Raw genomic sequence first — 24,171 nt, forward strand, 5'->3', positions numbered from 1 at the left:
CTCAGGCCGTGCCCTGGGATCACGCGCGGGCGTGTCGCGGGCAAAGAAGAATTGTTGTTGCGGCAGGCTTGATTCTACCCACGGCCAGCCCATCGCGCACGGCGAAGCGGCACCTGCGCGGGCGCAGCGGCAGGCTCAGGCGGCGTTGCCGATCAACGGGTCTGGGGCTTGCGCCGCTTCCTCGCCCAGCCAGTCGAGGAAGGCGCGCACCGGTGGGTGGCGCTCGCGGCCCGGTACGCAGAGCGCTGTATAGCGGGCGCCGGGCACATTGATCTCCGGGCGGTAGGGCACCAGCAGACCTTTCTCCACGCTCTCGGACACCAGTAGCGAGCTGGCCAGCACCAGCCCCTGGCCGGCGATGGCCGCCTGCAGGGCGTAGAACTCCTCGTCGTACTCGCGCTGCACCGCCTGGGCCAGCAGGCACTCCTCGCCGGCCACCTGGCACCAGGCCTTCCAGCCGCGCTCGTAGAGCTCGGAGTTGTGCCAGCGCACGCTGATCATCTCCGGCACTTCCACATCGGCGGTAGCCACCAGCGCCGGCGCGCCATAGACGGCGAAGCGCTCCGCCAGCAGGAACTGGCTGTGCATGCGCGGGTAGTCGCCGAAGCCGTAGCGGATCGCCAGGTCGACGCTGGCGTCCTGCTGCAGGTCGAGCAGCTCGCACTGGCTGTCCAGGCGCAGGCGGATGTGCGGATGGCGCGCGTAGAAGCGGCCCAGGCGCGGCACCAGCCACAGCGCGGCGAAGGCCGGCGTGGTGGAGATCGTCAGGCTGCTGGCGCTGCGCTGCGGGCGCAGGCTGTCCACCGACTGCGACACCTCCAGCAGCGCGCCGTGCAGGCTGCGGAACAGTCGCTCGCCGGCGTCGGTCAGGCGCACCTGGCGCGGCAGTCGCTCGAACAGCGGCAGGCCCAGCCATTGCTCCAGCGCGCGGACCTGGTGGGACACCGCCGTGGGTGTCACTGCCAGTTCCTGGGCGGCGGCCTTGAAGCTCAGCTGGCGCGCAGCGGACTCGAAAGTGCGCAGGGCGGGTAGCGGCAAGTTGGCGAACATAGAGCGCTCCATGGGTGAGCTGGATTCATCTGGAAGGAGATCCCCTCAGTTGTCCGGTCGGCCTCCTGTAAATAGCTTAGGCAGCAACTGGAGGCCAGTCATGGCCTCCGCAGTGTACACCTTGAGCAAGGAATTACAGATGAGTAGGATTCTTTCCATCCACGCCAGTCCCCGTGCCGACCGCTCGCATTCCCGCCGCCTGGCCGAGGGCTTTCTCGCCGCGCTGCCGCAGGCATCGATTACCCGCCGGGAAGTGGGTCGCGCCGATCTGCCCCATGTCAGCGAAGGTTTCATCGCCGCCGCCTTCCATCCGGAGCCGGACAATCGTCCGGCTGCTTTGCAGGCCGAGCTGGCGCTGAGCGAGGAACTGGTGGACGAATTGCTCGCCCACGATCTGCTAGTGATCTCCACGCCCATGTACAACTTCAGCGTGCCCAGCGGGCTGAAGGCCTGGGTCGACCAGATTGTCCGTCTCGGCCGCACTTTCGACCTGCACGTCAAGGACGGCGAAGCCGAATATGAACCGCTGCTCAAGGGCCGTAAGGCACTGATCATTACCAGCCGTGGTGGTGCCGGCATGGGGCCGGGCGGCGCGCTGGAGTGGATGAACCACGCCGACGCCTGGCTGCGCGTGGCCCTGGGTTTCCTCGGCATCGAGGATGTACGGGTGATCGCCGCCGAGGGCGAGGAGGGTCATCCCGAAGCTTTCCGCGCGTCTTATCAACAGGCTGAAAAGGCCCTGGCCGATCTCGCCGAGAGCGAGTGGGCGCGTGCGTGATGGCCTGGACCATGCTGATGGTGGCGGCGGTGTTCGAAGTGATGTTCGCGGTGTCGATGAAGTACGCCGAAGGCTTCACCCGGCCCTTGCCGACCGTGGTGACGGTGCTCGCCGTGATCGGCGGGATCTTCTTCCTTACCCTGGCGATGCGCCAGTTGCCGGTGAGCATCGCCTACCCGGTCTGGACGGCCATCGGCACGCTGGGCACAGTGTTCTTCGGCTTCCTGCTGCTGGGCGAGGCGCTGACGCTGACCAAGCTGGTCTCGGTGGCGCTGATCATCGCCGGGGTGGCCGGGCTGCGGACGTGATCGCCCGAACCGGAGCTTGATGCTAAGGTGCCGCGCATTTCCCGCACGACGGCACCGACCATGAACGACAAACCGAAGAATCCGCTGCACGGCGTGACCCTGGAAGCCATCCTCAACCTCCTGGTGGCGCAGTACGGCTGGGACGGGCTGGCCAAGCGCATCGACGTGCGCTGCTTCAAGAACGATCCGAGCATCAAGTCCAGCCTGACCTTCCTGCGCCGCACGCCCTGGGCGCGGGAGCAGGTCGAGGCGTTGTACGTGAAGACTGTCCAGAAGAGTTGAGGGCGGGATGTGCGTAGGAGCAACTGTCTTCTTCTGCGAGTCCGTGCTCGGGGTTCTTCCCTCTCCCCAGCCCTCTCCCTGAAGGGAGAGGGAGCTGCCCGTGCCGGCTGACGTCAAGGTTTCATGCTGCTCCGTACGGTCCCCTCTCCCGCTTGCGGGAGAGGGTTAGGGAGAGGGGCTTTCGGGCTCGTAGGAGCGGACGTTCTGCGCTCGGGTCGACCCTCTCCCTGAAGGGAGAGGGGACCGGTGCGGAGCAGGGGAAAAACCACAGCGTCAGCCGGTACGGACAGCTCCCTCTCCCTTCAGGGAGAGGGCTGGGGAGAGGGGAAAACGCAGGCGCGGACTATCAGAAGAAGACGGTTGCTCCTACGTTCTCTGTCGCCATTGACGCTCAGCGCCAACTCACCCGCAGGTTATCCAGCCGCTCCTGGCAGCCGGTGCTGATGCCCGGCTCCAGGTAGCTCGACAGCGTCGGCGCCATGCCCTTGAGCACCTGCACCGGCAGCGCCGAGGTGAACTTGAAGCCGTCCGACTCGCTGCCGGCGACATAGGCGGTGAGCGTGCCGAAGTGGCGTGGGCCGATGTAGAAGACGAAGGTCGCCGTGCGGTTCATCGCCTTGGAGCTCTTCACCCAGCCGCTGCGGGTGACGCTCTCGATACGGTTGTCGCCGGTGCCCGTCTTGCCGCCCATCACCAGCGCGTTGCCGTTGGCCAGCTTGAAGGTGCCGGACAGGCGCCGCGCGGTGCCTGCGTCCACCACTTGCGACAGCGCGGTGCGCAGGGCCTGGGCGACTTCCGAGCGCATCACCTGCCGGCCTTTGTTGGATTCCGGGCCGAGGGTGACTTCGTAGGGCGTGGCGGCGGCGAAGTGCAGGCTGTCGATGCGCAGGGTCGGCATGCGTACGCCATCGTTGAGGATGATGCCCATCAGCTCCGCCAGCGCCGCCGGGCGATCGCCGGAACTGCCCAGCGCGGTGGCCAGCGACGGCACCAGGTGGTCGAACGGGTAGCCCAGGCGCTTCCACTGTTCGTGCAGGTCGAGGAAGGCTTCCACTTCCAGCATGATGCGGATGCGCTTGTCGCGGGCGTACTTGTGCCGCGACTTGAACAGCCAGCCATAGACTTCCTTTCGCTCGGCGCTACTGGCAGCCACGGCGTCGGCGAAGGTCGCCGCCGGCTGACGTTGCAGGTAGCCCAGCAGCCACAGCTCCAACGGGTGAACGCGGGCGACGTAGCCCTGGTCGTTGAGGTTGAAGGCGCCCGGCCCGTAGCGGGTGTAGAGGTCCTCGATGCGCTTGTCGGTGAGCTTGTCGCCAGCGTAATGGCCCTGCTTCAGGCGGTCCTGCAGGAAGGCGGCGAAGGTCGGGACATCGGCCTGCGGCTGCAGGTAGCGGTGGATCGCCGCCAGCCGCACCGGCCAGGCGCGCAGGCCGTCGAGGAAGGTCGTCAGGCGCGCGTCGTTGTCCTTGCCCTTGTACTTCTGCCAGAAACGCAGCAGGTAGACCTGGCTTTCCTTGTCGACGAAACGGTCGAGGTAGTCCTGTCGGCGGGGGTCTTTGTCGTCGGCCAGCACGGTGACCTTGCTGCCCTCGTTGGCGTAGATATCGTGGCGCACCAGGTCACGCAGAAGGCGTACGAAGGGCAGGTTGATCGACTCGCGCAGGGCGTCCTGCAGGGTCGGGATTCGCCCGTTGTCTTCCTTGCGGAAGTTGCTGAAGGTGTGGATGCCACCGCCGGTAAAGAAGCTCTCGTACGGACTGGCAGAGTACTTGCGCTGCAGGGCGGCGGCGAGCATGTCCGGCAGGTTGCGGTCCTTGGCGGTGATCAGGTAGTCGATGGACCAGCGGGTGAGGAAGTCCAGCGGTTCCACCGGCACCTTCTTCAGTTCCGCGACGGACAGCGGCGCGTACTGCTGGTGCAGGTCGGCGATGGTTTCCAGGTAGGTGGCGAGTACCCGCAGCTTGGCCGTGGAGCCCAACTCCAGCTTGCTGCCCTCATTGATGTCGAAGGGCTGCTCGGTGCTGTCGGTCTGCACGCGCACACGGTTGCCGCTGGGGGTGCGCTCGAACAGGGTGAAGCTGTAGCGCACGTCGCGGGTCTTGTCCTTGGACAGCAGGTGCTCGCCGAACAGGCCGATCTGCTCGGCGAATTCCGGGTCGGACAGATGCCGCAGGTAACCGGTGACCTGCTCCTGCAACTCATGCTGCAGGGTGGTGGTGAAGCTCATGTCGAAGCGGTCGAGGTCGTACAGCGGCACGTCGAGCATACCGGCCAGGCGGGTGCGGGCGAGGCCGATGCCCTTGTTGTTCTCCAGCGGGGTGAAGCTCGGTTCGCTGCGCGGGTCGCGGAACACCAGTTTCTGCTTGAGCGCGGCGTCGCGCAGTTCGGGGGCGATCACCTTGTTCTGCGCCAGCAGGCGCAGGTAGCTGTCGGTCAGCACGGCGAGCTGGTCGCGGCCGCGCGCCAGGTACCAGGACGGTCGACGGTGGGCGATCATCAGCGACACCACCTGGCGCAGGGCTTTGCCCTGTGCGGCGAGTTCCGCGGCGGAACCCGGCGCAGCGTTGAGCAGCTTGTTCACCTGCTGGTAGTCGGCGCCGTACCAGATCCAAAGGCCGTCCGGCAAACCGCTGACTTCGCCGTAGCCCGGCTGCGCCGAGAGCGGCACCGAGTTGAGGTAGGTGAGGGCGACGTTGCGCCGCGCGGCCAGGTTTTCCGGTCCGCTCTGGTAGGTGCGCACGCTGGCCGAAGCCATCTGCCGCAGCTTGTCGGTGATCGAGTTGGTGCGGCCATCCTCGGAATGGCGGTACTTCTCGATCTGCGTGGCCAGGGTACTGCCGCCGGGGGCGTGATTGCCCAGGCCGACCAGCTTGCCCACCTGCGCCACCGAGGCCTGGGTGAAGCGACTCCAGTCGATGGCCGGATTCAGGTAGGGGCGCTCGGGGTCGAGCAGGTCGCGGTTCTCGATGAACAGCAGGCTATTGACGATGGTCGGCGAGATGCTCTCGAAGTTGGCGTAGAGACGCTGCGGGTAGCGGAAGTTGTAGATCGGCAGGCCGCGGCAGTCGGCGATGTCGACTCCGGCCTGGGCCTTCTCCGGGTAGGGCGGGAACAGGCCGTGACTGGTGTACTGCATCAGTGGATCGGAGAAGCGCGCCTGGCTCAGGGTGACGAAATTGCGCTCGTGCAGGCGACCGAGGAAGCTGGGCAACTGCTGGTAACCCAGACGGCGGTCGAAGGGCCCGCCCTGTGGATAAACCACGTTGCCGGTGCTGCCTTGTTCCAGGCTCCAGGTCAGTCCGGTCGCGTAGCGCGCCAGCTCGCGCGCCTGCAGCTTGGAGGTGCGCGCTTCATAGAGCAGCGCCGCACCCATGGCGGCCAGCAACGGCAGGAGAAACAGGAAGAGGATGAGGAAACGGTGGTGATGCACTTTCTGCGGGGAAAGGCCGGGCCCCAGACTTCCCGGTTGACCTGCCACTTGCGTACCGGAATGCTTCGAGTTGCCCATCTTCACGCCCCGCCCATGCTCGTACGACAGCCCAGGAAGCGGACTCCGCCCACGTGATGGCCGGCACCTTCCTGGCGCCGCGAAAGCCGTTGTCCCCCGCGGCTTTCCTAACTTCCAGCGTAGTCGGCGGCGAAAAAACTGCGCGCCGCCTGGCACCGTTCATGGCCTTGCGGATTGATTTGCCGACGGCCAGCAGGTGCAATGTACTGACTTCGACAGGAAACCTTCCCCATGCGTTCGCATAATCTGTCCCTGGCCTTGCCCCTGGCCGCTCTGCTGCTGTCCTTGAGCGCCCAGGCGGCGCCCATGCCGTTCTACCGCTGGCAGAGCAAGCTCGATGGCGCCTATACCTGCCAGCAGACGTCGCCGGGCGAAGGCTGGCAGAAGGTCAGTGGGCCGTTCCGCGATGCCGGATGCCGCGAGATGCTGCCGCAGACGCCGTCGCCCAAGGGATTGGCGGTGCCCAAGGGGTGGAAGGGGCCGTAGCCCGACATACCTGTAGGCGCCCATTTCTCCTGGTAAGTCCGTGCCTGGGATTCCCTCTCCCGTCAGGGAGAGGGCGGGGTACGGCAGAGGACCACTCCGGTAGGAGCGGATTCATCCGCGATCGCTTCACCCACGTACGGAGCCGTCCATGACCGACCACCCAACCCACATCCGCCAGAGCTGGCAAACCAACGCCGATGCCTGGACCCGCGCCGTGCGCGAGCAGCGCATCGAGAGCCGTCGGCTGGTGACTGACGCGGCGATCCTCGGCGCCATCGCCGTGGGCCCGGCGCTGCGCGTGCTCGATATCGGCTGTGGCGAAGGCTGGTTGTGTCGTGCGCTGGCGGCGCGGGGCAGCGAGTGCGTCGGCGTGGACGCCTCGGCGCCCCTTGTCGATTCGGCGCGGGCGTCCGGCGGCGGGCGTTTCGAGTTGATGGACTACGTGGCGCTGACCGAGTCGGGCAGCAGCCTCGGCCAGTTCGACGTACTGGTGTGCAATTTCGCGCTGCTCGACGAGTACATCGCGCCCTTGCTGGGCGCATTGCGCGAGCGGCTCAATCCTGGCGGGCGACTGCTGATCCAGACCCTTCACCCCTGGACCGCCTGTGGCGACGAGCCCTACGCGGACGGCTGGCGCCTGGAAACCTTTGCCGCCTTCGGCGCTGAATTCAGCGCGCCGATGCCCTGGTTCTTCCGCACCCTGGAGTCCTGGCTGGCGTTGCTGGCCGCCAACGGCTGGCGCCTTCGGCAACTGCGCGAACCGCGCCATCCGCGCACCGGCCAGCCCTGCTCGCTGTTGCTGGAGTTGCAGCCGCTGGCAGGCTGAACCGCTCTAAACCGGCCCTCGCGAGTGACGAAGATGTGGCGATACGCCGCTATTCCTTTGGTCACATTGCACCTTGGTGGTGCAGACGTTTCCCACAGACTTGTGTAACACTCGCCCGCGACCTCAGCCGTGGTCCTCCCGCAATGCCCACGTCCGCTTCACAAGAGCGGGCAGCCTCTTCCGGTGTGCCGTCCTGGAACTGCCAGACACTTCTCCCTCCGTGCCGCCCGGCGCGGTGGCGAAGCCTTTCCGGTGGTTCCGCACCCTGACGGCACTCAGAGTCCGCAGCTGATTACTCCCAAGAACAAAATGAGGTTGCATCACCATGTCGTCCCACGATCTCCAAAGGGATCTCAACGAGCGGCACATCCGTCTCATGGCCCTGGGCGCCTGCATCGGCGTCGGCCTGTTCCTCGGCTCCGCCAAGGCCATCCAGATGGCCGGCCCGGCCATCATGCTGTCCTACATCATCGGTGGCCTCGCCATCCTCGTGATCATGCGCGCACTCGGTGAGATGGCCGTGCACAATCCCGTGGCCGGCTCCTTCGCCCGTTACGCCCAGGACTACCTCGGCCCACTGGCCGGCTACCTGACCGGCTGGAACTATTGGTTCCTCTGGCTGGTGACCTGCGTCGCGGAGATCACCGCGGTGGCCATCTACATGGGCATCTGGTTCCCCGACGTGCCGCGCTGGATCTGGGCGCTGGCCGCGCTGGCGAGCATGGGGACCATCAACCTGATCGCCGTACGCGCCTTCGGCGAGTTCGAGTTCTGGTTCGCGCTGATCAAGATCGTCACCATCGTCGCCATGATCCTGGTGGGCGCCGGCATGATCTTCTTCGGTTTTGGCAACGGTGGCATCGCCACCGGTATCTCCAACCTCTGGAGCAATGGCGGCTTCATGCCCCACGGCATCACCGGCGTGCTGATGTCGCTGCAGATGGTGATGTTCGCCTACCTGGGCGTGGAGATGATCGGCCTGACCGCCGGCGAAGCGAAGAACCCGCAGAAGACCATCCCCGGTGCGATCAACTCGGTGTTCTGGCGCATCCTGCTGTTCTATGTGGGCGCGCTGTTCGTGATCATGTCCATCTACCCGTGGAACGAGATCGGCACCCAGGGCAGCCCCTTCGTGATGACCTTCGAGCGCATGGGCATCAAGACCGCTGCCGGCATCATCAACTTCGTGGTGATCACCGCCGCGCTGTCGTCCTGCAACGGCGGCATCTTCAGCACCGGGCGCATGCTCTACAGCCTCGCCCAGCACGGCCAGGCGCCGGCCGTGTTCGCCAGGACCTCCAAGGGCGGCGTGCCGCGCAATGCGCTGCTGCTGTCGATCTTCGCGCTGCTGCTGGGCGTGTTGCTGAACTACCTCGTGCCCGAGAAGGTATTCACCTGGGTGACCTCCATCGCCACCTTCGGTGCGATCTGGACCTGGGCGATGATCCTGCTGGCGCAGCTGAAGTTCCGCCGCGGCCTCTCCGCCGCCGAAGCCGGCAAGCTGCAGTTCAGGATGTGGCTGTACCCGCTCAGCTCGTACCTTGCCATGGCCTTCCTGGTGCTGGTGGTGGTGCTGATGGCCTTCTTCGAGGACACCCGCATCGCGCTGTACATCGGCCCGGCCTTCCTGGTGCTGCTGACGGTGCTGTACTACGCGCTGAACCTTGCACCCAAGACCGAGCAGGGCGGTGCCGCCAGCCGCGCGTGAGTGAAGGTTGAATGAATGGAAAGGGCCTCTTCGGAGGCCCTTTTTTGTGGGCTCAGGTTGGCAGACTACCGGCCATGCGTGTCAGGGCGCGGTCGAATTCGGTGATTTCCAGTTGCAGGCCGACGGGGCGCTTTTCGATGAGCGTGGCGAGCGTCTGTTCGGCCGTGGCGAACAGCGTGTCGACGATGCGCTGGCGCAATTCCTCCGGGCGGCCGGGGGCGATGCGGATCTGGATATTGATGAAGGCTTCGTTCTGCGTGTTGGCGCCTACCTGGTATTCCCCGAAAGCGCGGGCGAAGGTGCGCAGGCCGTTGAGCGGGAAGACACCGAGGCGCTGCGCGGCTTCGTGGAGTTGCTGCGCAAGGCCCAGCGGCGCAAGGTCGTCGGCGAGGTTGGCGGTGTAGTCGATGGCGATTTGGGGCATGGGGAGTATCCGGCATCAGTGATGCCAGCCATCCTAGGGTGCCGGACTCGCTGGGGATATGCGGGAGACTACGTATGCGATGGAACCAGCCGGACCCGGAAGGACCGGCGGTCACCGTTGGTCGTGCTGCTTCAGCTTGGGTGTTTCAGCGTCGCCTTGGCGTGCGCGGATGTGTTGGCTTTCGCCCCCTCGGGCGACCTACTTTGGCAAACGACGGATGGCCGCCCCACCCAAAGAAGGCAAAGGTCTTGCCCCGGACATCCGGTTTTTCGCTTAGGCGAAAAATACCCTCGTTGAAGCGAAGTTTCAGGGGCCCGCTGCGAAGGGCCGTCCCTGGCCCATCGCAGCTCTCGCGACATCCATGTCGCTCAACCCCTGAAACTCCGCTTCAACGAGGCCTCCTGAACGGGGCATTCGGCGTGCGCGGATATTTCTCTGGAAGACCTTAAGAGCCAGAGCGGCGCATTCGCTTTTCGTAGGAGCTTGCTCGCGGACCGCATGGCACGGAACTTCCCTGTAGGAGCGGACCTTGTCCGCGAAATCCATCGCGGATGAATCCGTCCCTGCAGGAATCGCCCTTGCCTAGCGCCAGTGACATTCGTAGGGCGCATAACGCGCCAGCGCTATACGCCGCGGTGGCATCGGCGCATAACCCGTGCCGGGTTATGCGCCCTACGAGATATAGCATCAGCCCGCCAGCAACGGCGGCATCGGGCAGTCCAGCATATCCGCCACCGCGCGCATCAGCTCCGCCTCGCCGGCGGTGATGTGGCTGTCATGCTCGATGCAGCGTGCCAGCGCCTTGAGCAGTTGCGGCTTCTGCAGCGGGCGCAGTTGTTCCAGCTGTTTCAGCGCGGCTTCCAGGTCGCGCAGGCTGGGGGCAGCGGGGAGGGACCGAGGCGAGAACGGCAGGCCGCTCCAGGCATCGGCGAACGCCTGCTCGGTCTGCAGATCGCTGGTTTCCCCCACTCGTGCGAGGAAGGCCAGCAGCGTCGCGCAGGCTTCGGACAGCTCCGCCAGCGCCACATTGCCGATCTTCCCGCTGCCCGGTCGCAGGTTGCGCTCGATGATGCGCAGCAGGGTCCACTCCAGCAGCTTCACCTTGCCGTCCAGCTTGATCAGCAGCGCCATGTTCTCGCGCAGGGCAAGGAAGGCCTTGGTGTCCAGTTGCTTGAGCGCCGGCATGGCCAGATCCAGCAGCGGCAGGCGCTGGCCGGGGTCGAGCCGCAGCAGCGATTCCTCCAGCAGGTCCAGTTGCAGTGCCAGGCTCAGGTTCAGGCGCTGCTTGATCGCTTCCAGTTGACGCGTCCGCTGGCCGGGTTCGCTGTCCAGCAGCAGGCCGTAGACCAGCGCTTGCGCTCCTTCGCTGTCGTGGGCGGCGCGTTGCAGGCGTTCATCCAGGCGCCGCAGCGTGCTGCGGGCTTCCTGCAGGTGGGCGACGGTCGGCGCACCCACGGAGGCCACGGCCACGTCCACGGCGCTGGGCTGGTAAGGCTGGCCGGTGACGGCGGCGGTCCAGGCTTCCTGGTTCATCAGCGCCACGTCCAGGCGCGGCTCGAATTTCGGGTAGCGACCGTCCCAGCCCGGGTCGACCCGCCGGATACGGTCCTTGAGCGGCGGGTGGGTGTCGAACCAGCTGCTGCCCACGCCATCGCCGAAGTACAGGTGGCTGTATTCGGCCGCGCGCGGCGCGCTGAGCAGGGCGCCCAACGGGTTGCTGCCAATCTTCTTGAGCGCGCCGGCGATGGTCGACGGATCGCGGGTGAACTGCACCGCCGAGGCGTCGGCGAGGTATTCGCGCTGACGGCTCACCGAAGCCTTGATCAGCTGGCCGAAGAAGGTGCCGACATAGCCCAGAACATAGAGCACCACGCCGGCGCCGATCACCAGCAGCACCACGCTGCCGCCGCCGTTCTTGTCGTTGCTGCTGCTTCGGCTGCTGATGCGCACGCCGCTGCTGGTCTCGCTCCAGCCGCGCAGCAGCATGCCGCCGATCAGGCCGAGCAGGAGCATGCCGTGGAGCAGGGCGGTCAGGCGCGTGTTGAGCAGCATGTCGCCGTGGTGGATATGGCTGAATTCATGGGCGATCACGCCCTGCAATTCGTTGCGCTCGAGCTGCTCGATGGCGCCACGGGTGATGCCGATCACCGCGTCGCGCGGGGTCAGGCCGGCGGCGAAGGCGTTGATCGAGCCGTCTTCCAGCACGTAGACCGGCGGCACCGGCGAGCCGGAGGCGAGGGCCATCTCCTCGACGACATTGAGCAGGCGGCGCTCATCGGCATTGCTGGCGCTCAGGTTGAGCAGGCGGCCGCCCAGGCTCTCGGCCACCACCTTGCCGCCGGCGCTCAACTGCACCTGCTTGTACAGCGCACCGAGCACGACCACGCCGACGATCACCGCGGCCACCGACAGGTACAGCTCCGGGTCGGGCAGGGTTGCGCGGGAGGTCAGGTGCAGCGCCGGCTCGCCCAGGTGACGCCAGAGCCAGCCCAGGGCGAAGCTGGTGATGGTGACCAGGCAGACTACCGCCACGCTCAGCAGCAGGACCAGGCGCCCGGTCTGCCTGCGGGCGCGGTCCTGGTGTTCGAAGAAGTTCATCGCGCGTCCTGCGCCGGGTTTTTAGAAAGCGACTTTCGGCGCGGACTGGATGTCCTTGCTGTCCTCGAACTGCAGCAGGCTGGCGTCCTTGCTGTGACCATAGGTGGTGGCCAGGAAGTTGGCGGGGAACGACTGGCGGTAGGTGTTGTACTCCATCACCGCGTCGTTGTAGGCCTGGCGGGCGAAGGCCACCTTGTTCTCGGTGCTCGACAGCTCTTCGCTGACCTGCTGCAGGTTCTGCGAAGCCTTGAGGTCCGGGTAGGCTTCCAGGGTCACGTTGAGGCGCCCCATGGCACCGCCCAGGGCGTTTTCGGCGGCGGCCAGTTGCGCCATGCGGCCGGCGTCGCCGGGTTGCTCTGAAGCGGCCTTCAGACCGGCGACCGCCGCATTGCGCGCGGCGATGACCGCTTCCAGGGTCTCGCGCTCGTGCTTGAGGTAGGCCTTGGCGGTTTCCACCAGGTTGGGGATCAGGTCGTAGCGACGCTTGAGCTGTACTTCGATCTGGGCAAAGGCGTTCTGGTAGCGGTTACGCAGCGCCACCAGGCGGTTGAAAACGCTGATCAGCAGGAAAATGACGCCAGCGATGATGGCGAGGATGATGATGGAGGAAACGCTCATGGGATGTCCTTATCGACAGGCGATCGAGCGTCGATAATAGCGGAAAGCCAGCGGCGTGTTGGGCAACTTTTCACGTCTTGATCCGCCGATTTCCGGCGGTGTCGTGGTGCGGATCCGACTGTAGGAAGGGCCTCCCCGGAGGCCCTTTTCCAAACCCTGCGAATCAGCGGTTCAGGTAGTCAGCGGTGGACACGACGTCGGCATAGGCGAAAGCCAGGGACGCCATATAGGACGCGTGTACCTGGGCGGCCGGAACCTTCACGCCGTTGAACTCCAGGTCCAGGGTGGCGCAGGCGTCGTGCAGCACGGTCACCGGGTAGCCGAAGTCGGCGGCGGCGCGCACTGCCCCGTCGACGCACATGTGGCTCATGTGCCCGACCACCACCAGCGACTCCACGCCGTGCTGGTCGAGGATGGCCTTCAGGTCGGTGTCGCGGAAGGCGTTGACGAAGTGCTTGAGCACCACAGGCTCGCCGGGCAGATTGGCGACCTTGCCGTGGATCTTCGCGCCGTCACTGCCAGGAGCGAAGAACGGGGCGTCGGCACTGTCGAATTCGTGGCGCACGTGTACCACCAGGTCACCGCGCTCGCGGAAGGCGGCCAGGACCTTGGCGGCCTGGTCGGCGGCGGCTTCGATGCCCACCAGCGGCCACTTGCCGGAAGGGAAGTAGTCGTTCTGGATATCCACTAGGATGAGCGCTTGCTTGGCCATTTCAGGTTCCTTTCTTCAGTGGTGAGGAAGTGGAGCCAGTATGGTTCGCCGCGTGCCACGCGGGGATCAGGCGGAACGACAATAACCGGGGGAAAACTGACAATGGCTGTGGAACGGAGCGTCGTCGAGATCGGATTGCTGCTCTATCCCGGCGTGCAGACGGCGGCGCTGCATGGGCTCACCGACCTGTTCGCGGTCGCCGATCGCATCGCCAGCGAAGAAGCCGCGCAGCAGCTGCCGGCGCTGCGCGTCAGCCATTGGTCCGGTGAGGACGGCGGCGAGCCGCGACGCGTGTTCGACACGCATCCCGGCGCGGATAGTCGGCTGGTCGCCGTGCTGGTGCCGCCGTCGTTGTTCGGCCTGCCCGACGCCGCACCGCTGCGCAACCTCACTGATTGGCTCGCCGCGCGTCACGGCGCGGGCGCCATCGTCGGCTCGGTGTGCATCGGCGGCTTGCTGGTGGCCGAGGCCGGGCTGCTTGACGGACGCAGCGCCACAGCCCACTGGAGTGGCGCCGAGGCTTTCGCCAAACGCTTCCCGCGCGTGCGCCTGGAAGCGCACAAACCCATGGTGGACGACGGCGATCTGATCACCTCCGCCGGGCTGATGGCGTGGTCGGACCTGGGCCTGCGCATTGTCGACCGCCTGCTCGGCCCGAGCATCGCCAACCGCACCGCGCGCTTCCTGGTGGTGGAGCATAGCGACAGCGCCCAGCAATGCGGCAGCAACTTCGCGCCGCTGCTGGGGCATGGTGACGCCGCGATCCTCAAGGTGCAGCACTGGCTGCAGGGCAACGGCGCGGTGGACGTCAGCCTCCCCGCCATGGCTGCCCAGGCCGGATTGGAGGAGCGCACCTTCCTGCGCCGCTTCCGCGCCGCCACCGGCCTGAAGCCCACCGAGTACTGCCAGCACCTGCGGGTGGGCAAGGCGCGCGAGCTGCTGGAGTTCACCAACGGTACGGTGGACCACATCGCTTATACAGTGGGGTACCTCGATCCGGGCTCGTTCCGCAGCACCTTCCGCAAGATCACCGGCATGGCGCCGAGCGACTACCGCAAGCGCTTCGGTGCCAAGCCCGCCGAGGTCGCCTCAGGGACTGACCGATGGCGTGCCAGCGGCCGACCCGCTTCACGCCGGGCGGTGGCAGGCCACCGGTCCTGAGGAAGCGCTGAATGATCTTGTCGCGGTTCTCGATGGGGATGGTCCAGTTCACCCGATAAAGCATGTCGCACCTCCGGCCCGCCTCCGGGCTTCGATGGCGCGGACCCGAACCGGCAACGCCGCCAGGGCCGCGCGTGTGTATCCCAGGCGTGACAGCCTCCGGCTGGGAGCGGCGTTCTTCCGGCAGGCATGGCAGTGGTAGCCACCCTGCGAGAGGCCGCTGAGCGGCGGCCATTGGTGCCGTTGATCGACGGTCAGATCCAGCGATCATTCTCCGCCGTGCGCTCGCCGCCCGCATCGCCGGTGTTCCGTACGCCGCGCGGTTCGATCAGCATCAACTGCACCTCTTGCTCGGCGTAGGGTTTGTGTTCCACGCCGCGGGGCACCACGTACAGCTCGCCGGCGCGCAGGGTCAGCGGGCCGTCGCGAAAGTCGATGCGCAGCTCGCCATCCAGCACGATGAAGGTCTCGTCGGTGTCGGCGTGGCTGTGCCAGACGAAGTCGCCCTGCAGCTTCACGACCTTGAGCTGGTAATCGTTCATCTCGGCGATAACCCGCGGTTGCCAGGTTTCAGTGATACGGCCGAGCTTGTCCTGCAGGTTGATCGGTTGGCGTTGGCTCACGGTTTTTTCCTCCTGTTATCGGTCTGCGAAAACTACTGTCGGCCCGTGGCGCGGTCTTGCAGGAAATTGCGCTTCAATCCTGGGGGCACGGACCTTGCCGGCCCTGTCGTTGACGCTGACAATCGACCCTCGGTCCGTCAGAAAGGAGGTGCCGATCCATGGCGCAGAACATCTACGACAACCCCGAATTCTTCGACGGCTACGCCCAGTTGCCGCGCTCGCGGCACGGTCTTGAGGGCGCGCCGGAGTGGGCCGCACTGCGAACATTGCTGCCGCCGCTGGAGGGCCTCGACGTGGTCGATCTCGGCTGCGGCTATGGCTGGTTCTGCCGCTACGCGGCGCAGCAGGGCGCCCGTACCGTGAGTGGGCTGGACGTTTCGCAGAAGATGCTCGACCGCGCACGGCAGAGCACCGAATCCGCGCAGGTGAGCTACTGGCATGCTGATCTCGACCAACTCGAATTGCCCACCGCGGCCTTCGACCTCGCCTACAGCTCCCTGACCCTGCATTACCTTGAAGACCTGCCGCGCTTCTTCCGCAACGTGCACGATGCGCTGCGCCCAGGCGGCAGCCTGGTGTTCTCCATCGAGCACCCGATCTACATGGCCTCGCTCAAACCCGGCTGGGTCGACGACGCCGATGGCCGGCGCTGCTGGCCCGTAGACCATTACCAGGACGAAGGCGAACGCCGCACGGACTGGCTGGCCAAGGGCGTACTCAAGTATCACCGCACCCTGGGCAGCGTCCTCAACGCCGTGATCGGCTCGGGGCTGAGGTTGCGTCATGTCCAGGACTGGGGCCCCAGCGCCGAACAGGTTCAGGCCGACCCGGCGCTGGCCGAAGAGCGCGAACGCCCCATGTTGCTGCTGGTCGCCGCACAGCGCTGAGGCGTGAAAAGCGGGCGACTATGCTCAGAACATCGCGTACGTTTTCCCGGAGCCCGCCATGTCCACGCCTGCCGCCATTGCCCGCCCCAGCGTCATTCCCTGCCTGCGCTATCGCGATGCGCCCCAGGCCATCGACTGGCTGTGCGCCACCTTTGGTTTCCAGCGGCAACTGGTGGTTGCCGATGATCACGGCGGCATCGCTCACGCGCAGCTGGCGCTGGCCGACGGCAGCGGGCTGGTGATGCTCGGTTCGCTGCAGGACAACGAGTACGGCCGGCTGATGCGCCTGCCCGACGAGATCGGCGGCTGCACCCAGAGCATCTATGTGGTGGTGAGGGATGCCGAGGTGTTGTACCGCGCGGCAGTAAACGGCGGTGCGCAGATCGTCATCGATATCAAGGACGAGGACTACGGCGGCCAGGGCTTTACCTGCCGTGATCCGGAAGGGCACGTCTGGAGTTTCGGCACCTACGATCCCTGGCACTGAGCTCGGTTGTGCGAGCCTCGCCCGCTGGATGCGCAGCCGTCATCAGTTTCCCTGGCGTAAGGCGGGACGCTTCACAATGAAACTGCTGGACAGCGAGCGCAGCCGCACCGGCGGAAGCCGCCGTGTCAGCGCGTGCAGGATGCCGCTTGCACTGCGCGACGGCACGAGTTGCCCGGCGGCCACTGTTTCTACCCAAGCGCCGGACGCCGTGTTAGAAAGCGCCCATCGATCATTCGGAGGCTGTCATGGGCAAGTTGCGCGTTGGGGTGATTTTCGGTGGGCGTTCGGCGGAGCACGAGGTGTCGCTGCAATCGGCGAAGAACATTGTCGACGCACTGGACCGCGAGCGCTTCGAGCCGGTGCTGATCGGTATCGACAAGGAGGGGCGCTGGCACCTCAATGATGCCTCCGACTACCTGCTCAACCAGGAGAACCCGGCGCTGATCGCGCTCAATCGCTCCAATCGCGAACTGGCCGTGGTGCCCGGCAAGGCCGAGCAGCAACTGGTGGAAACCGGTAGCCGCCAGTTGCTTGACCATGTCGATGTGATCTTCCCCATCGTCCACGGCACCCAGGGCGAGGATGGCTGCCTGCAGGGGCTGCTGCGTATGGCAGACATTCCCTTCGTCGGCTCCGACGTGCTGGGCTCGGCCATCTGCATGGACAAGGATGTGAGCAAGCGCCTGCTGCGCGACGCCGGCATCGCTATCACGCCGTTCATCACCCTGACCCGCGCCAATGCTGCACGCACGCCTTTCGCCGAAGCGCAGCGCAAGCTCGGCCTGCCGCTGTTCATCAAGCCGGCGAACATGGGCTCCTCGGTGGGCGTGAGCAAGGTCGAGGACGAGGCCGCCTACGACGAAGCCGTGCGCCTGGCGCTCGCCTTCGACGACAAGGTGCTGGTGGAGGCCGCCGTGAACGGCCGCGAGATCGAATGTGCGGTGCTGGGCAATGAACAGCCGGTCGCCAGTGGTTGCGGCGAGATCGTCGTGGGCAGCGGCTTCTATTCCTACGACAGCAAGTACATCGACGAGGATGCCGCCAAGGTCGTGGTGCCGGCGGATATTCCTGCCGAGGCCAGCGAGCGTATCCGCCAGCTTGCCGTGGAGGCCTTCCTTGCCCTGGAGTGTTCGGGGCTGGCGCGGGTCGACGTATTCCTCACGCAGGGCGGCGAGGTGCTGATCAACGAGCTGAACTCGCTGCCCGGCTTCACCCGCATCAGCATGTATCCCAAGCTCTGGCAGGCCGCGGGCATGACCTACAGCGAGCTGGTCAGCCGTCTGATCGACCTCGCCATCGAGCGCCACGCCGCTCGCCGGAACCTGCAGACCAACCGCTGATCCGCTCCCAGGCCCCGCCTTCTGCGCTACCCTGACATCCCGCCGCCCGAATTCGGGCGGCCGGCCCCGTGTCCCCATGACAAGCGCAAGAAGGAGCACGAGATGAACACTGTGGTTTTCGCCGACGGCACCGCCGTCCCCGCCATCGGCCAGGGCACCTGGCACCTGGGCGAGGACAGCTTCCAGCGCAAGCGCGAGATTGCCGCCCTGCGCGAAGGCATCGAGCGCGGCCTGTCCCTGATCGACACCGCCGAGATGTATGCCGAGGGCGGCGCCGAAGCGGTGGTCGGCGAGGCGCTGGCCGGCCTGCGTGACCAGGTCTTCCTGGTCAGCAAGGTCTATCCGCACAACGCCAGCCGGCGTGGCATTCCCGAAGCCTGCGAGCGCAGCCTCAAGCGCCTGGGTACCGACTGCCTGGACCTCTACCTGTTGCACTGGCGCGGCCAGTATCCGCTGGACGAAACCGTCGAGGCCTTCGAACGCCTGCGCGAGCAGGGCAAGATCAAGCGCTGGGGCGTCTCCAACTTCGACCTCGACGACATGCAGGAATTGAACGAGCCCGCCTGTGCCACCAACCAGGTGCAATACAGCCTGGAGGAGCGCGGCATCGAGTGGGACCTGCTGCCCTGGTGCCAGGAACAGCGCATGCCGCTGATGGCCTACTGTCCGGTTGGGCAGGGCGGCAAGCTGCTGCGCCACCCGGTGCTGGCGGAAATCGCCGGGCGCCACGGCGCCACACCTGCCCGTGTGGCGCTGGCCTGGCTGATCCACCAGCCCGGCGTCATTGCCATCCCCAAGGCCGTGGAGTCGCTGCACATCCGCGACAACGCCGCCGCGCTGCAGTTGCGCCTGACGCCCGAGGACCTCGAGGCCCTCGACGCGGCCTTCCCGCCGCCGACCCGCAAGCGGCATCTGGCGGTGGTCTGAAGCCGGAGCCCCGGCCGTCGCTCGCCGGAGCGCGGCCGGGGTGCGGTGCTAGCCTTGCCCCATTGGTCACCGGCCGGGAGGGCTGCAGCGATGAGCAACTACACAGCGGACAGCGCCGCGATCAACCGCGTGCTGACAGACTACGTCGAGGGCATGACCTTCGGCGACGAGTCGCGTCTGCGACTGGCCTTTCACCCGTCCTGCAAGATCGTCGGCAACTACCACGGCGCGCTGGAATGGTCGTCACTGGACGAATTCATCGGCGCGATCAAGGCCGAGTCCCCGCCTCCGGAAGGCGCGCCGCCGCCCTGGGAGCTGAAGTCGCTGGATATCACCGGCGACAGCGCAGTGGCCAAGGTTGCCGACGAGTTCCAGGGCATGCATTTCACCGACTACCTGGCCCTGCTGCGCATTGGCGGCGGCTGGCAGATCGTCAACAAGCTCTACTACCTGCACGAATGACGTGGAACGCCTAGCGCTGCGCGGTACGCCGGAAACCCTGCTGATCACCCTCTACGCCAAGGCGAAGGAGAGTGAGCTGCCCGACAGCCTGCTGCGCGACCGTTTCTCGCGGCAGGCGGTGGAGCAGATCGACTACGACTTCGCCCGCCTGCACATCGGCCGTGCCGAGCAGGTGGGCATCGCCCTGCGGGCCAAGCTGTTCGACGACTGGGTGCGCGACTTCCTTGCGCAGTATCCAGCCTGTATGGTGTTGCAACTGGGCTGCGGGTTGGACAGTCGCGTCTTTCGCATCGACCCGTCGTCCACCGTGCAATGGTTCGAGGTGGACTTCCCCGAGGTGATCGCGCTACGCGAGCGCCTGTATCCGCTGCGGGAAAACTGCCATCTGCTGGCCACTTCGCTGGCGGCGCCGGGCTGGTGGCGCGCGGTGCCGACCGGGCGGCCGGTCCTGATCCTTTCCGAAGGCGTGCTGCCCTACGTCGAGGCGGGCAAGGTGCCCTGGCTGCTGCGCGCGCTGGTCGAGCACTGTGGCCAGGGAGAGCTGGCGCTCGATGGCTACAGCCGCCTGGGTATCCGCCTGCTGCAGTGGAACCCGATGATCCGGCGCACCGGCGCCGTGCTGCATTGGGGCATCGACGAGCCGCAGGAGCTGGAACAGCAGGTGCCGGCCCTGCGTTTCGTCGAGGCCATCGCTGCCTACGACCGTAAGCAGATTGCACGGCTGTCGCTGGGCATGCGTCTGCTCTACGAGATCACCCTGGCCATTCCGGCGATGCGGCGCATGGGGCGCCTGCTGCGTTATCGCTTCGGCTAGACAGGCCGATTCGGCCGCTGGCTGCTTTAATCATCCCTCTACGACGACAGTGCGCAGGAGTCGGCGATGAAGCTCGAGCCGTTGATGGAAATGAACGTGAAGGCCAGCGTGCCCGTGGAAATCGGCCGCGTGCCGCAGGGCCAGCGGCTGATCTCGGCAGCCGGCGGAGGGACCTTCAAGGGCCAGCGCCTGAGCGGCGAAGTGCTGCCCGGCGGTGGTGACTGGATTCTGGTGGACGGCGACGGCGGCTGGCACCTGGAGGTGCGCCTCGTGCTGCGCACCGACGATGGCGCGCGTATCCTGATGCAGCACAACGGGCTGCTGGTGGCCAACCCGAAGATCATCCACGCGGTCTCGCGCGGCGACAGCACCGAGTTCGGCGACACCTATTTCATGATCCAGCCACGTTTCGAGGTGGGCGACGACCGCTACCGCTGGCTCAATCACCAGTTGGCGGTGGGGGAGGGCCGGCTGGGGCCAGGCTGGGTCGAATACCGGTTGTACTCACTCGCCAATGGATGAGCGATGAAGAACAAGACTTGTCACACGCGGCGGGCACAGTTGGCGCATCAGGGATCTGGAGACGACGCCATGGCTCTGCCCCCCAACATGCAGCCCGACGACAAGGTGGTGCTGTTCGACGGTACCTGCCGCCTGTGCAATGGCTGGAGCCGCTTCCTCCTGCGGCATGACCGCGAGCGCCGGGTAAAGCTGTGCAGCGTGCAGTCCGCCGAGGGCCAGGCGATCCTCGACTGGTTCGGACTGCCTACCGAGTACTTCGACACCATGCTCTACGTCGAGGGCCGCGAAGGTTTCGAACGCAGTGACGCCTTCCTGCGCGTGGTCGCGCAGCTGCCGGCGCCATGGAACTGGCTGCGTGCGCTCTGGCTGATTCCGCGCCCCTTGCGTGACTGGTGCTACGACCGCATCGCGCTCAACCGTTATCGCCTGTTCGGCCGCGAGGACATCTGCCTGATGCCGTCGCCACAGTACCGCGGGCGTTTCCTCGGCAATGACTAGCGCGGCCATCGCGCGGCTGGCGCTGGGGGTGGTGTTCCTCTATCACGGGCTGGTGCCCAAGCTGCTGTTCCTCAGCCCCGATGAGGTGCGGATGATCGAGGCCCACGGCTGGCCGCTGTCCACCCAGCGCATTGCCGAGGTTGCAGGCGTCGCCGAGATCGTCCTGGCGCTGGCCATCCTGCTGCTGCGCCGCAGCCCCTGGCCATTGTGGCTGGCGGTGGCTGCGCTGGTCGGACTGCTGGTGGACGTCGCGCTGTTCGCGCCGGAACTGTTGCTGCGGGCCTTCAATCCGGTGTCCACCAACATCGCCGCCCTGGCGTTGTGCGTCATCGCCCTGCTCGGCGAACGGGGCGCGCACGCGTCGCGCCCCCTGCCGTTGCGCTAGACCGGCGTCAGAAGCTGCGGGAGACGCTGGCTACCACGGTGGCCGTGCACGCGTCGCCGAAACCGAACTGGGTCCTGCATTCGTTCTGCGACAGGTCGGTGTCGATGTAGCTCACTGCCCAGTCGAAGCCCACCCATTCGTGGCTCAGCTTCGCCTCCCACTCGTGGTAGGCATCGCGGGTGCTGCCGTCGCCGGAAAGGTAGAGCGGGTCCTTGGCGTCGTTGCGGCCGTAGCGCACGCGCAGCTTGAACTCGGCCGGCAGCTCGGCGTTATAGGCCAGGTAGGTGTAGAGGTTGGCCTGGTCTTCGCCGAAGTAGGTCGGGTAGTCGTTGCCATAGTAGGCCGCGACTTCGAAACCATAGGCGTGGAGGATGGCGTAGGTGTCGCTCTGGTTGAACTGGCTTTCCTTCGGGTAGGCGTACTTGATGTAGCCCAGGTCCAGGGCGACGTCCTCGTTGGCCTGCCAGTACCAGCCGCCGTAGTAGTCGATTTCCTGACGGGTCTTCAGGTCGCCGCCGAAATCGACGTTGGAGCTCCATACGCCCAGGTAGGCGCCGGAGGCGTGCAGCAGGGTGGCGCCGACCTGCAGGGCAGGGTCGCCCTGGGTCTGCGAGATGCCACGGGTGCGGTAGTCGCTGACCAGCGCGGTGTCGATCTGCAGGTTGAAGTCGTGGCCCAGCTCGACGGCCAGGGCGGAGGTGAGCGGCGCGCAGGCGAGCAGCGCGCCAGCCAGCCAATGGGGGCGGTTCATGTGGGGAGTCCCTTTGTTGTGATTGTCTGTGGGCAGATGAAAAATCCCGCGCAGCACCGGCCCTCCCGGCCATGCCGAGGAGCGTGAAGGGAGTGCAGGGCTGGCGGGCAAGGCGCCGGGGCTGTTCAGACCCCGGCGCAGGAGCCCGGCTCCTTACAGAGCCGGCACGTCGTCGGCGCGGTAGACTTCGCGGCCTTCGAAGAGGGTGCGCAGCACGCGGGCTTCGTCCAGTTGCTGGTCGGGCACGCTGAATACGTCGCGGTCGATCACGACCATGTCGGCCTGCTTGCCTGGGGCCAGGGTGCCGATCCTGTCGCCCAGGCCGATGGTCTGCGCGGCGTTGCGGGTATAGGCGTAGAACATGGTCTGGCGATCCACGCGCTCGGCGGCGTTGAGCACGCCTTCCTCACCCTGGCGGGTGACGGCCTGGTAAATGGCCTTGAGCGGGTCGGGCGTGGACACCGGCCAGTCGCTGGCGCCGGCAATGGTGGCGCCGTTGTCCAGCAGCGACTTGGCCGGGTACATGTAGCGGTAGGCCTCGTCGGCGATGTAGGGCTTCACCAGCTCCACGGTGTAGGGCTCGGCGGTGGCCCAGTCCAGCTGCATCGAGGCGATGACGCCCAGCTCCTTGAAGCGTGGGAAGTCCTTGGGGTTGACCAGTTGCAGGTGAGTGATCGAGTGGATCACGCCGCTCTGCCGGTCCTTGCGCGCCTGGGCGAAGCCATTGAGGGATTCGCGTACCGCGCGGTCGCCGATGGCGTGCACATGCACCAGCCAGCCGCGGGCGTCGGCAGCGCTGACCAGTTCGCCGAAGTGCTTCGGATCGATCAGCAGTTCACCCGGCTTGTGGCTGTTCTTGTAGTCCTCCAGCAGCGCGGCGGACTGCGCGGGGAACTCAATCACGCCATCGGCGAAGACCTTGATCCCCGGCAGCGTCAGGTTGGGAATCCCCTGGAACTGCTGGCGGACTTTCTCGATCACGTCCAGATCGGCCGGCGTGCTTTTCGGGTTGACCACCTGCAGTGCGGCGACGTTGGCGGTGAGCTGGCCGTCGCGGGCCAGATCGCGGTAGACCGGCAGCACGCCGACGGTCTTTTCGGTGGGCTTGATGGCGAACAGCGCCTCGCCGGGCGTGCCGTTGGCGGCCGGGTCCATCCAGGCGGTGATACCGAGGCTGTTGTTGTACTTCACGGCAGCGATGCCGGCGCGGTCCATGGTGGCGGCGTCGGGAACCGGCATGGCGGCGGCGACCAGGTCGAACCCGGAGTCGACCAGGAAACCGGTGGGATTGAAGTCCTTGTCATGGGCGACATTCTGCTGCTCCAGCGGGCTCAGGCCGCGCAGGCGCTTGGCGTCCAGCCCGGCGCGCTTGAGCATGGCGGCGTTGGCCCAGGCGGTGTGGTGGTCGCTGCCGATCAGCACCACCGGGGTATCCTTCCACTCGCCCTGGTTGAAGCGCTTGGCCAGCCCGTCGGCCTGGGACCAGTAGGTGGAGTTCATGCCGTTCATGACAATGGTGTCATGCACCTTGGCCTTGCCGCTGTCGCGGTCCTGCTTCAGGCGCTTCTCAAAGGCGTCCAGGTCCATCTGCTCGTCGAGCAGGCTGGCGGAGATCAGTTCCAGGCCGCCGAAGATCGAGTGCGAGTGGCTGTCGATGAAGCCGGGCATCAGCACCTTGCCGGCCAGGTCGACCTGCTTGCTGCCGCTGCCGGCGAGCTTGCGGATGTCTTCGTTGGAGCCCACCTGCAGCACCTTGCCGCCGGCGACCGCCACGGCCTGCTGCAGCGGTTGGCCGGGCTCGGCGGTGAAGACCTTGGCGTTGTACAGGATCAGGTCCGCGTTCTGTGCCTGTGCTTCAAAAGTGCCGAGTGCGATGGCGAGCGCCAACGCGCCCTTGAGCATGCCGTGCATGACTTCCCCTTGCTATTCGCTGGATTATTGTTGGTCTGTCGCGCAGGCTAACGGTGCGGAGAAACGCGCGGAAGTCGCCAGTGGGCATAACACTTGTGAAGGATT

25 protein-coding genes and 1 pseudogene are annotated in these 24,171 nt (G+C 66.2%); 16 read left to right on the top strand and 10 right to left on the bottom strand.

Annotation, left to right across the window (positions count from 1 at the left end; translation table 11 throughout):
• Positions 1–135 precede the first annotated feature (135 nt).
• Complete coding sequence (locus C167_RS0106290) at positions 136–1,050, bottom strand: LysR substrate-binding domain-containing protein (protein WP_017517412.1); 915 nt, start codon at positions 1,048–1,050, stop codon at positions 136–138.
• Between the two features lie 139 nt (positions 1,051–1,189).
• Between C167_RS0106290 and C167_RS0106295 the strand changes: the two genes are divergently transcribed.
• The 3 genes from C167_RS0106295 to C167_RS0106305 are packed head-to-tail and all read left to right on the top strand — an operon-like array spanning position 1,190 to position 2,418.
• Positions 1,190–1,828 carry an FMN-dependent NADH-azoreductase gene (locus C167_RS0106295; RefSeq protein ID WP_017517413.1) on the top strand — a complete coding sequence of 213 codons (639 nt, stop codon included), beginning with the start codon at positions 1,190–1,192 and terminating at the stop codon, positions 1,826–1,828.
• A complete protein-coding gene (locus C167_RS0106300) occupies positions 1,828–2,136 on the top strand; it encodes a DMT family transporter (RefSeq protein ID WP_017517414.1) in 309 nt (102 codons plus the stop codon). The genes C167_RS0106295 and C167_RS0106300 overlap by 1 nt, the downstream gene beginning before the upstream one ends.
• 60 nt (positions 2,137–2,196) lie before the next feature.
• Positions 2,197–2,418: a VF530 family DNA-binding protein gene (locus C167_RS0106305; RefSeq protein ID WP_017517415.1), complete on the top strand. Its 222-nt coding sequence runs from the start codon at positions 2,197–2,199 to the stop codon at positions 2,416–2,418.
• A gap of 391 nt (positions 2,419–2,809) precedes the next feature.
• Here C167_RS0106305 and C167_RS0106310 read toward each other — a convergent pair whose 3' ends face one another.
• On the bottom strand, positions 2,810–5,926 hold the full coding sequence (locus C167_RS0106310) for a transglycosylase domain-containing protein (RefSeq protein WP_026078840.1): 3,117 nt from the start codon (positions 5,924–5,926) through the stop codon (positions 2,810–2,812).
• Between the two features lie 231 nt (positions 5,927–6,157).
• Here C167_RS0106310 and C167_RS0106315 point away from each other — a divergent pair, with 231 nt between their 5' ends.
• The 3 genes from C167_RS0106315 (at position 6,158) to C167_RS0106325 (ending at position 8,946) form a co-directional block, all read left to right on the top strand.
• Complete coding sequence (locus C167_RS0106315) at positions 6,158–6,412, top strand: hypothetical protein (protein ID WP_017517417.1); 255 nt, start codon at positions 6,158–6,160, stop codon at positions 6,410–6,412.
• A gap of 148 nt (positions 6,413–6,560) precedes the next feature.
• The gene (locus C167_RS0106320) at positions 6,561–7,238 is read left to right on the top strand and encodes a class I SAM-dependent methyltransferase (RefSeq protein WP_017517418.1); all 678 of its coding nucleotides are present in this window, start codon (positions 6,561–6,563) and stop codon (positions 7,236–7,238) included.
• A gap of 325 nt (positions 7,239–7,563) precedes the next feature.
• Positions 7,564–8,946, top strand: a complete 1,383-nt coding sequence (locus C167_RS0106325) for an amino acid permease (protein ID WP_051167944.1) — start codon at positions 7,564–7,566, stop codon at positions 8,944–8,946.
• Between the two features lie 52 nt (positions 8,947–8,998).
• Here the strand turns inward: C167_RS0106325 and C167_RS0106330 are convergent, their stop codons facing one another.
• From C167_RS0106330 to C167_RS0106350, 4 genes are all read right to left on the bottom strand, one after another.
• Positions 8,999–9,370 carry a 5-carboxymethyl-2-hydroxymuconate Delta-isomerase gene (locus tag C167_RS0106330; protein WP_017517420.1) on the bottom strand — a complete coding sequence of 124 codons (372 nt, stop codon included), beginning with the start codon at positions 9,368–9,370 and terminating at the stop codon, positions 8,999–9,001.
• A gap of 687 nt (positions 9,371–10,057) precedes the next feature.
• A complete protein-coding gene (locus C167_RS0106340) occupies positions 10,058–11,968 on the bottom strand; it encodes a M48 family metallopeptidase (protein WP_017517422.1) in 1,911 nt (636 codons plus the stop codon).
• A 21-nt stretch (positions 11,969–11,989) separates the two neighbouring features.
• A complete protein-coding gene (locus C167_RS0106345; protein ID WP_017517423.1) occupies positions 11,990–12,586 on the bottom strand; it encodes a LemA family protein in 597 nt (198 codons plus the stop codon).
• Between the two features lie 163 nt (positions 12,587–12,749).
• Positions 12,750–13,298, bottom strand: coding sequence for a cysteine hydrolase family protein (locus C167_RS0106350; protein ID WP_017517424.1), 549 nt, complete (start codon positions 13,296–13,298; stop codon positions 12,750–12,752).
• A gap of 102 nt (positions 13,299–13,400) precedes the next feature.
• Here C167_RS0106350 and C167_RS0106355 point away from each other — a divergent pair, with 102 nt between their 5' ends.
• Positions 13,401–14,459: a GlxA family transcriptional regulator gene (locus C167_RS0106355; RefSeq protein ID WP_017517425.1), complete on the top strand. Its 1,059-nt coding sequence runs from the start codon at positions 13,401–13,403 to the stop codon at positions 14,457–14,459.
• Here the strand turns inward: C167_RS0106355 and C167_RS35380 are convergent.
• Positions 14,455–14,757 (bottom strand): annotated as a pseudogene (locus C167_RS35380) (hypothetical protein); the annotation flags it as partial. The gene C167_RS0106355 and the pseudogene C167_RS35380 sit on opposite strands and share 5 nt — an antisense overlap.
• Complete coding sequence (locus C167_RS0106360) at positions 14,714–15,082, bottom strand: cupin domain-containing protein (RefSeq protein ID WP_017517426.1); 369 nt, start codon at positions 15,080–15,082, stop codon at positions 14,714–14,716. The pseudogene C167_RS35380 and the gene C167_RS0106360, both read right to left, overlap by 44 nt.
• 158 nt (positions 15,083–15,240) lie before the next feature.
• Between C167_RS0106360 and C167_RS0106365 the strand changes: the two genes are divergently transcribed.
• The 9 genes from C167_RS0106365 to C167_RS32260 all read left to right on the top strand — a co-directional run bounded on the left by C167_RS0106365 (position 15,241) and on the right by C167_RS32260 (position 21,404).
• Positions 15,241–15,969, top strand: a complete 729-nt coding sequence (locus C167_RS0106365; protein ID WP_017517427.1) for a class I SAM-dependent methyltransferase — start codon at positions 15,241–15,243, stop codon at positions 15,967–15,969.
• 58 nt (positions 15,970–16,027) lie between these two features.
• A complete protein-coding gene (locus C167_RS0106370; protein ID WP_017517428.1) occupies positions 16,028–16,456 on the top strand; it encodes a VOC family protein in 429 nt (142 codons plus the stop codon).
• A 245-nt stretch (positions 16,457–16,701) separates the two neighbouring features.
• The gene (ddlA, locus tag C167_RS0106375) at positions 16,702–17,796 is read left to right on the top strand and encodes a D-alanine--D-alanine ligase (RefSeq protein WP_017517429.1); all 1,095 of its coding nucleotides are present in this window, start codon (positions 16,702–16,704) and stop codon (positions 17,794–17,796) included.
• Positions 17,797–17,898: 102 nt separating this feature from the next.
• Complete coding sequence (locus C167_RS0106380) at positions 17,899–18,723, top strand: aldo/keto reductase (protein ID WP_017517430.1); 825 nt, start codon at positions 17,899–17,901, stop codon at positions 18,721–18,723.
• A 90-nt stretch (positions 18,724–18,813) separates the two neighbouring features.
• Positions 18,814–19,185 carry a nuclear transport factor 2 family protein gene (locus C167_RS0106385; RefSeq protein ID WP_017517431.1) on the top strand — a complete coding sequence of 124 codons (372 nt, stop codon included), beginning with the start codon at positions 18,814–18,816 and terminating at the stop codon, positions 19,183–19,185.
• Between the two features lies 1 nt (position 19,186).
• Positions 19,187–19,999, top strand: a complete 813-nt coding sequence (locus tag C167_RS0106390) for a class I SAM-dependent methyltransferase (RefSeq protein ID WP_017517432.1) — start codon at positions 19,187–19,189, stop codon at positions 19,997–19,999.
• Between the two features lie 66 nt (positions 20,000–20,065).
• Entirely contained in the window at positions 20,066–20,521 is a 456-nt protein-coding gene (locus C167_RS0106395) for a DUF3237 domain-containing protein (RefSeq protein ID WP_017517433.1), read from the top strand.
• Between the two features lie 69 nt (positions 20,522–20,590).
• On the top strand, positions 20,591–21,019 hold the full coding sequence (locus C167_RS0106400; RefSeq protein ID WP_017517434.1) for a thiol-disulfide oxidoreductase DCC family protein: 429 nt from the start codon (positions 20,591–20,593) through the stop codon (positions 21,017–21,019).
• The gene (locus C167_RS32260; RefSeq protein ID WP_017517435.1) at positions 21,012–21,404 is read left to right on the top strand and encodes a DoxX-like family protein; all 393 of its coding nucleotides are present in this window, start codon (positions 21,012–21,014) and stop codon (positions 21,402–21,404) included. The genes C167_RS0106400 and C167_RS32260 overlap by 8 nt, the downstream gene beginning before the upstream one ends.
• Positions 21,405–21,411: 7 nt before the next feature.
• On the opposite strand, the gene C167_RS0106410 is transcribed toward C167_RS32260, so the two are convergent.
• Together C167_RS0106410 and C167_RS0106415 are read right to left on the bottom strand one after the other, a co-directional pair.
• Positions 21,412–22,155: a TorF family putative porin gene (locus C167_RS0106410; protein WP_017517436.1), complete on the bottom strand. Its 744-nt coding sequence runs from the start codon at positions 22,153–22,155 to the stop codon at positions 21,412–21,414.
• A 153-nt stretch (positions 22,156–22,308) separates the two neighbouring features.
• Positions 22,309–24,066, bottom strand: coding sequence for an amidohydrolase (locus tag C167_RS0106415; protein WP_017517437.1), 1,758 nt, complete (start codon positions 24,064–24,066; stop codon positions 22,309–22,311).
• Positions 24,067–24,171 lie beyond the last annotated feature (105 nt).

It is taken from the genome of Pseudomonas nitroreducens TX1, assembly GCF_000313755.1.
In the GTDB taxonomy this organism is placed as follows: domain Bacteria; phylum Pseudomonadota; class Gammaproteobacteria; order Pseudomonadales; family Pseudomonadaceae; genus Pseudomonas; species Pseudomonas nitroreducens_A.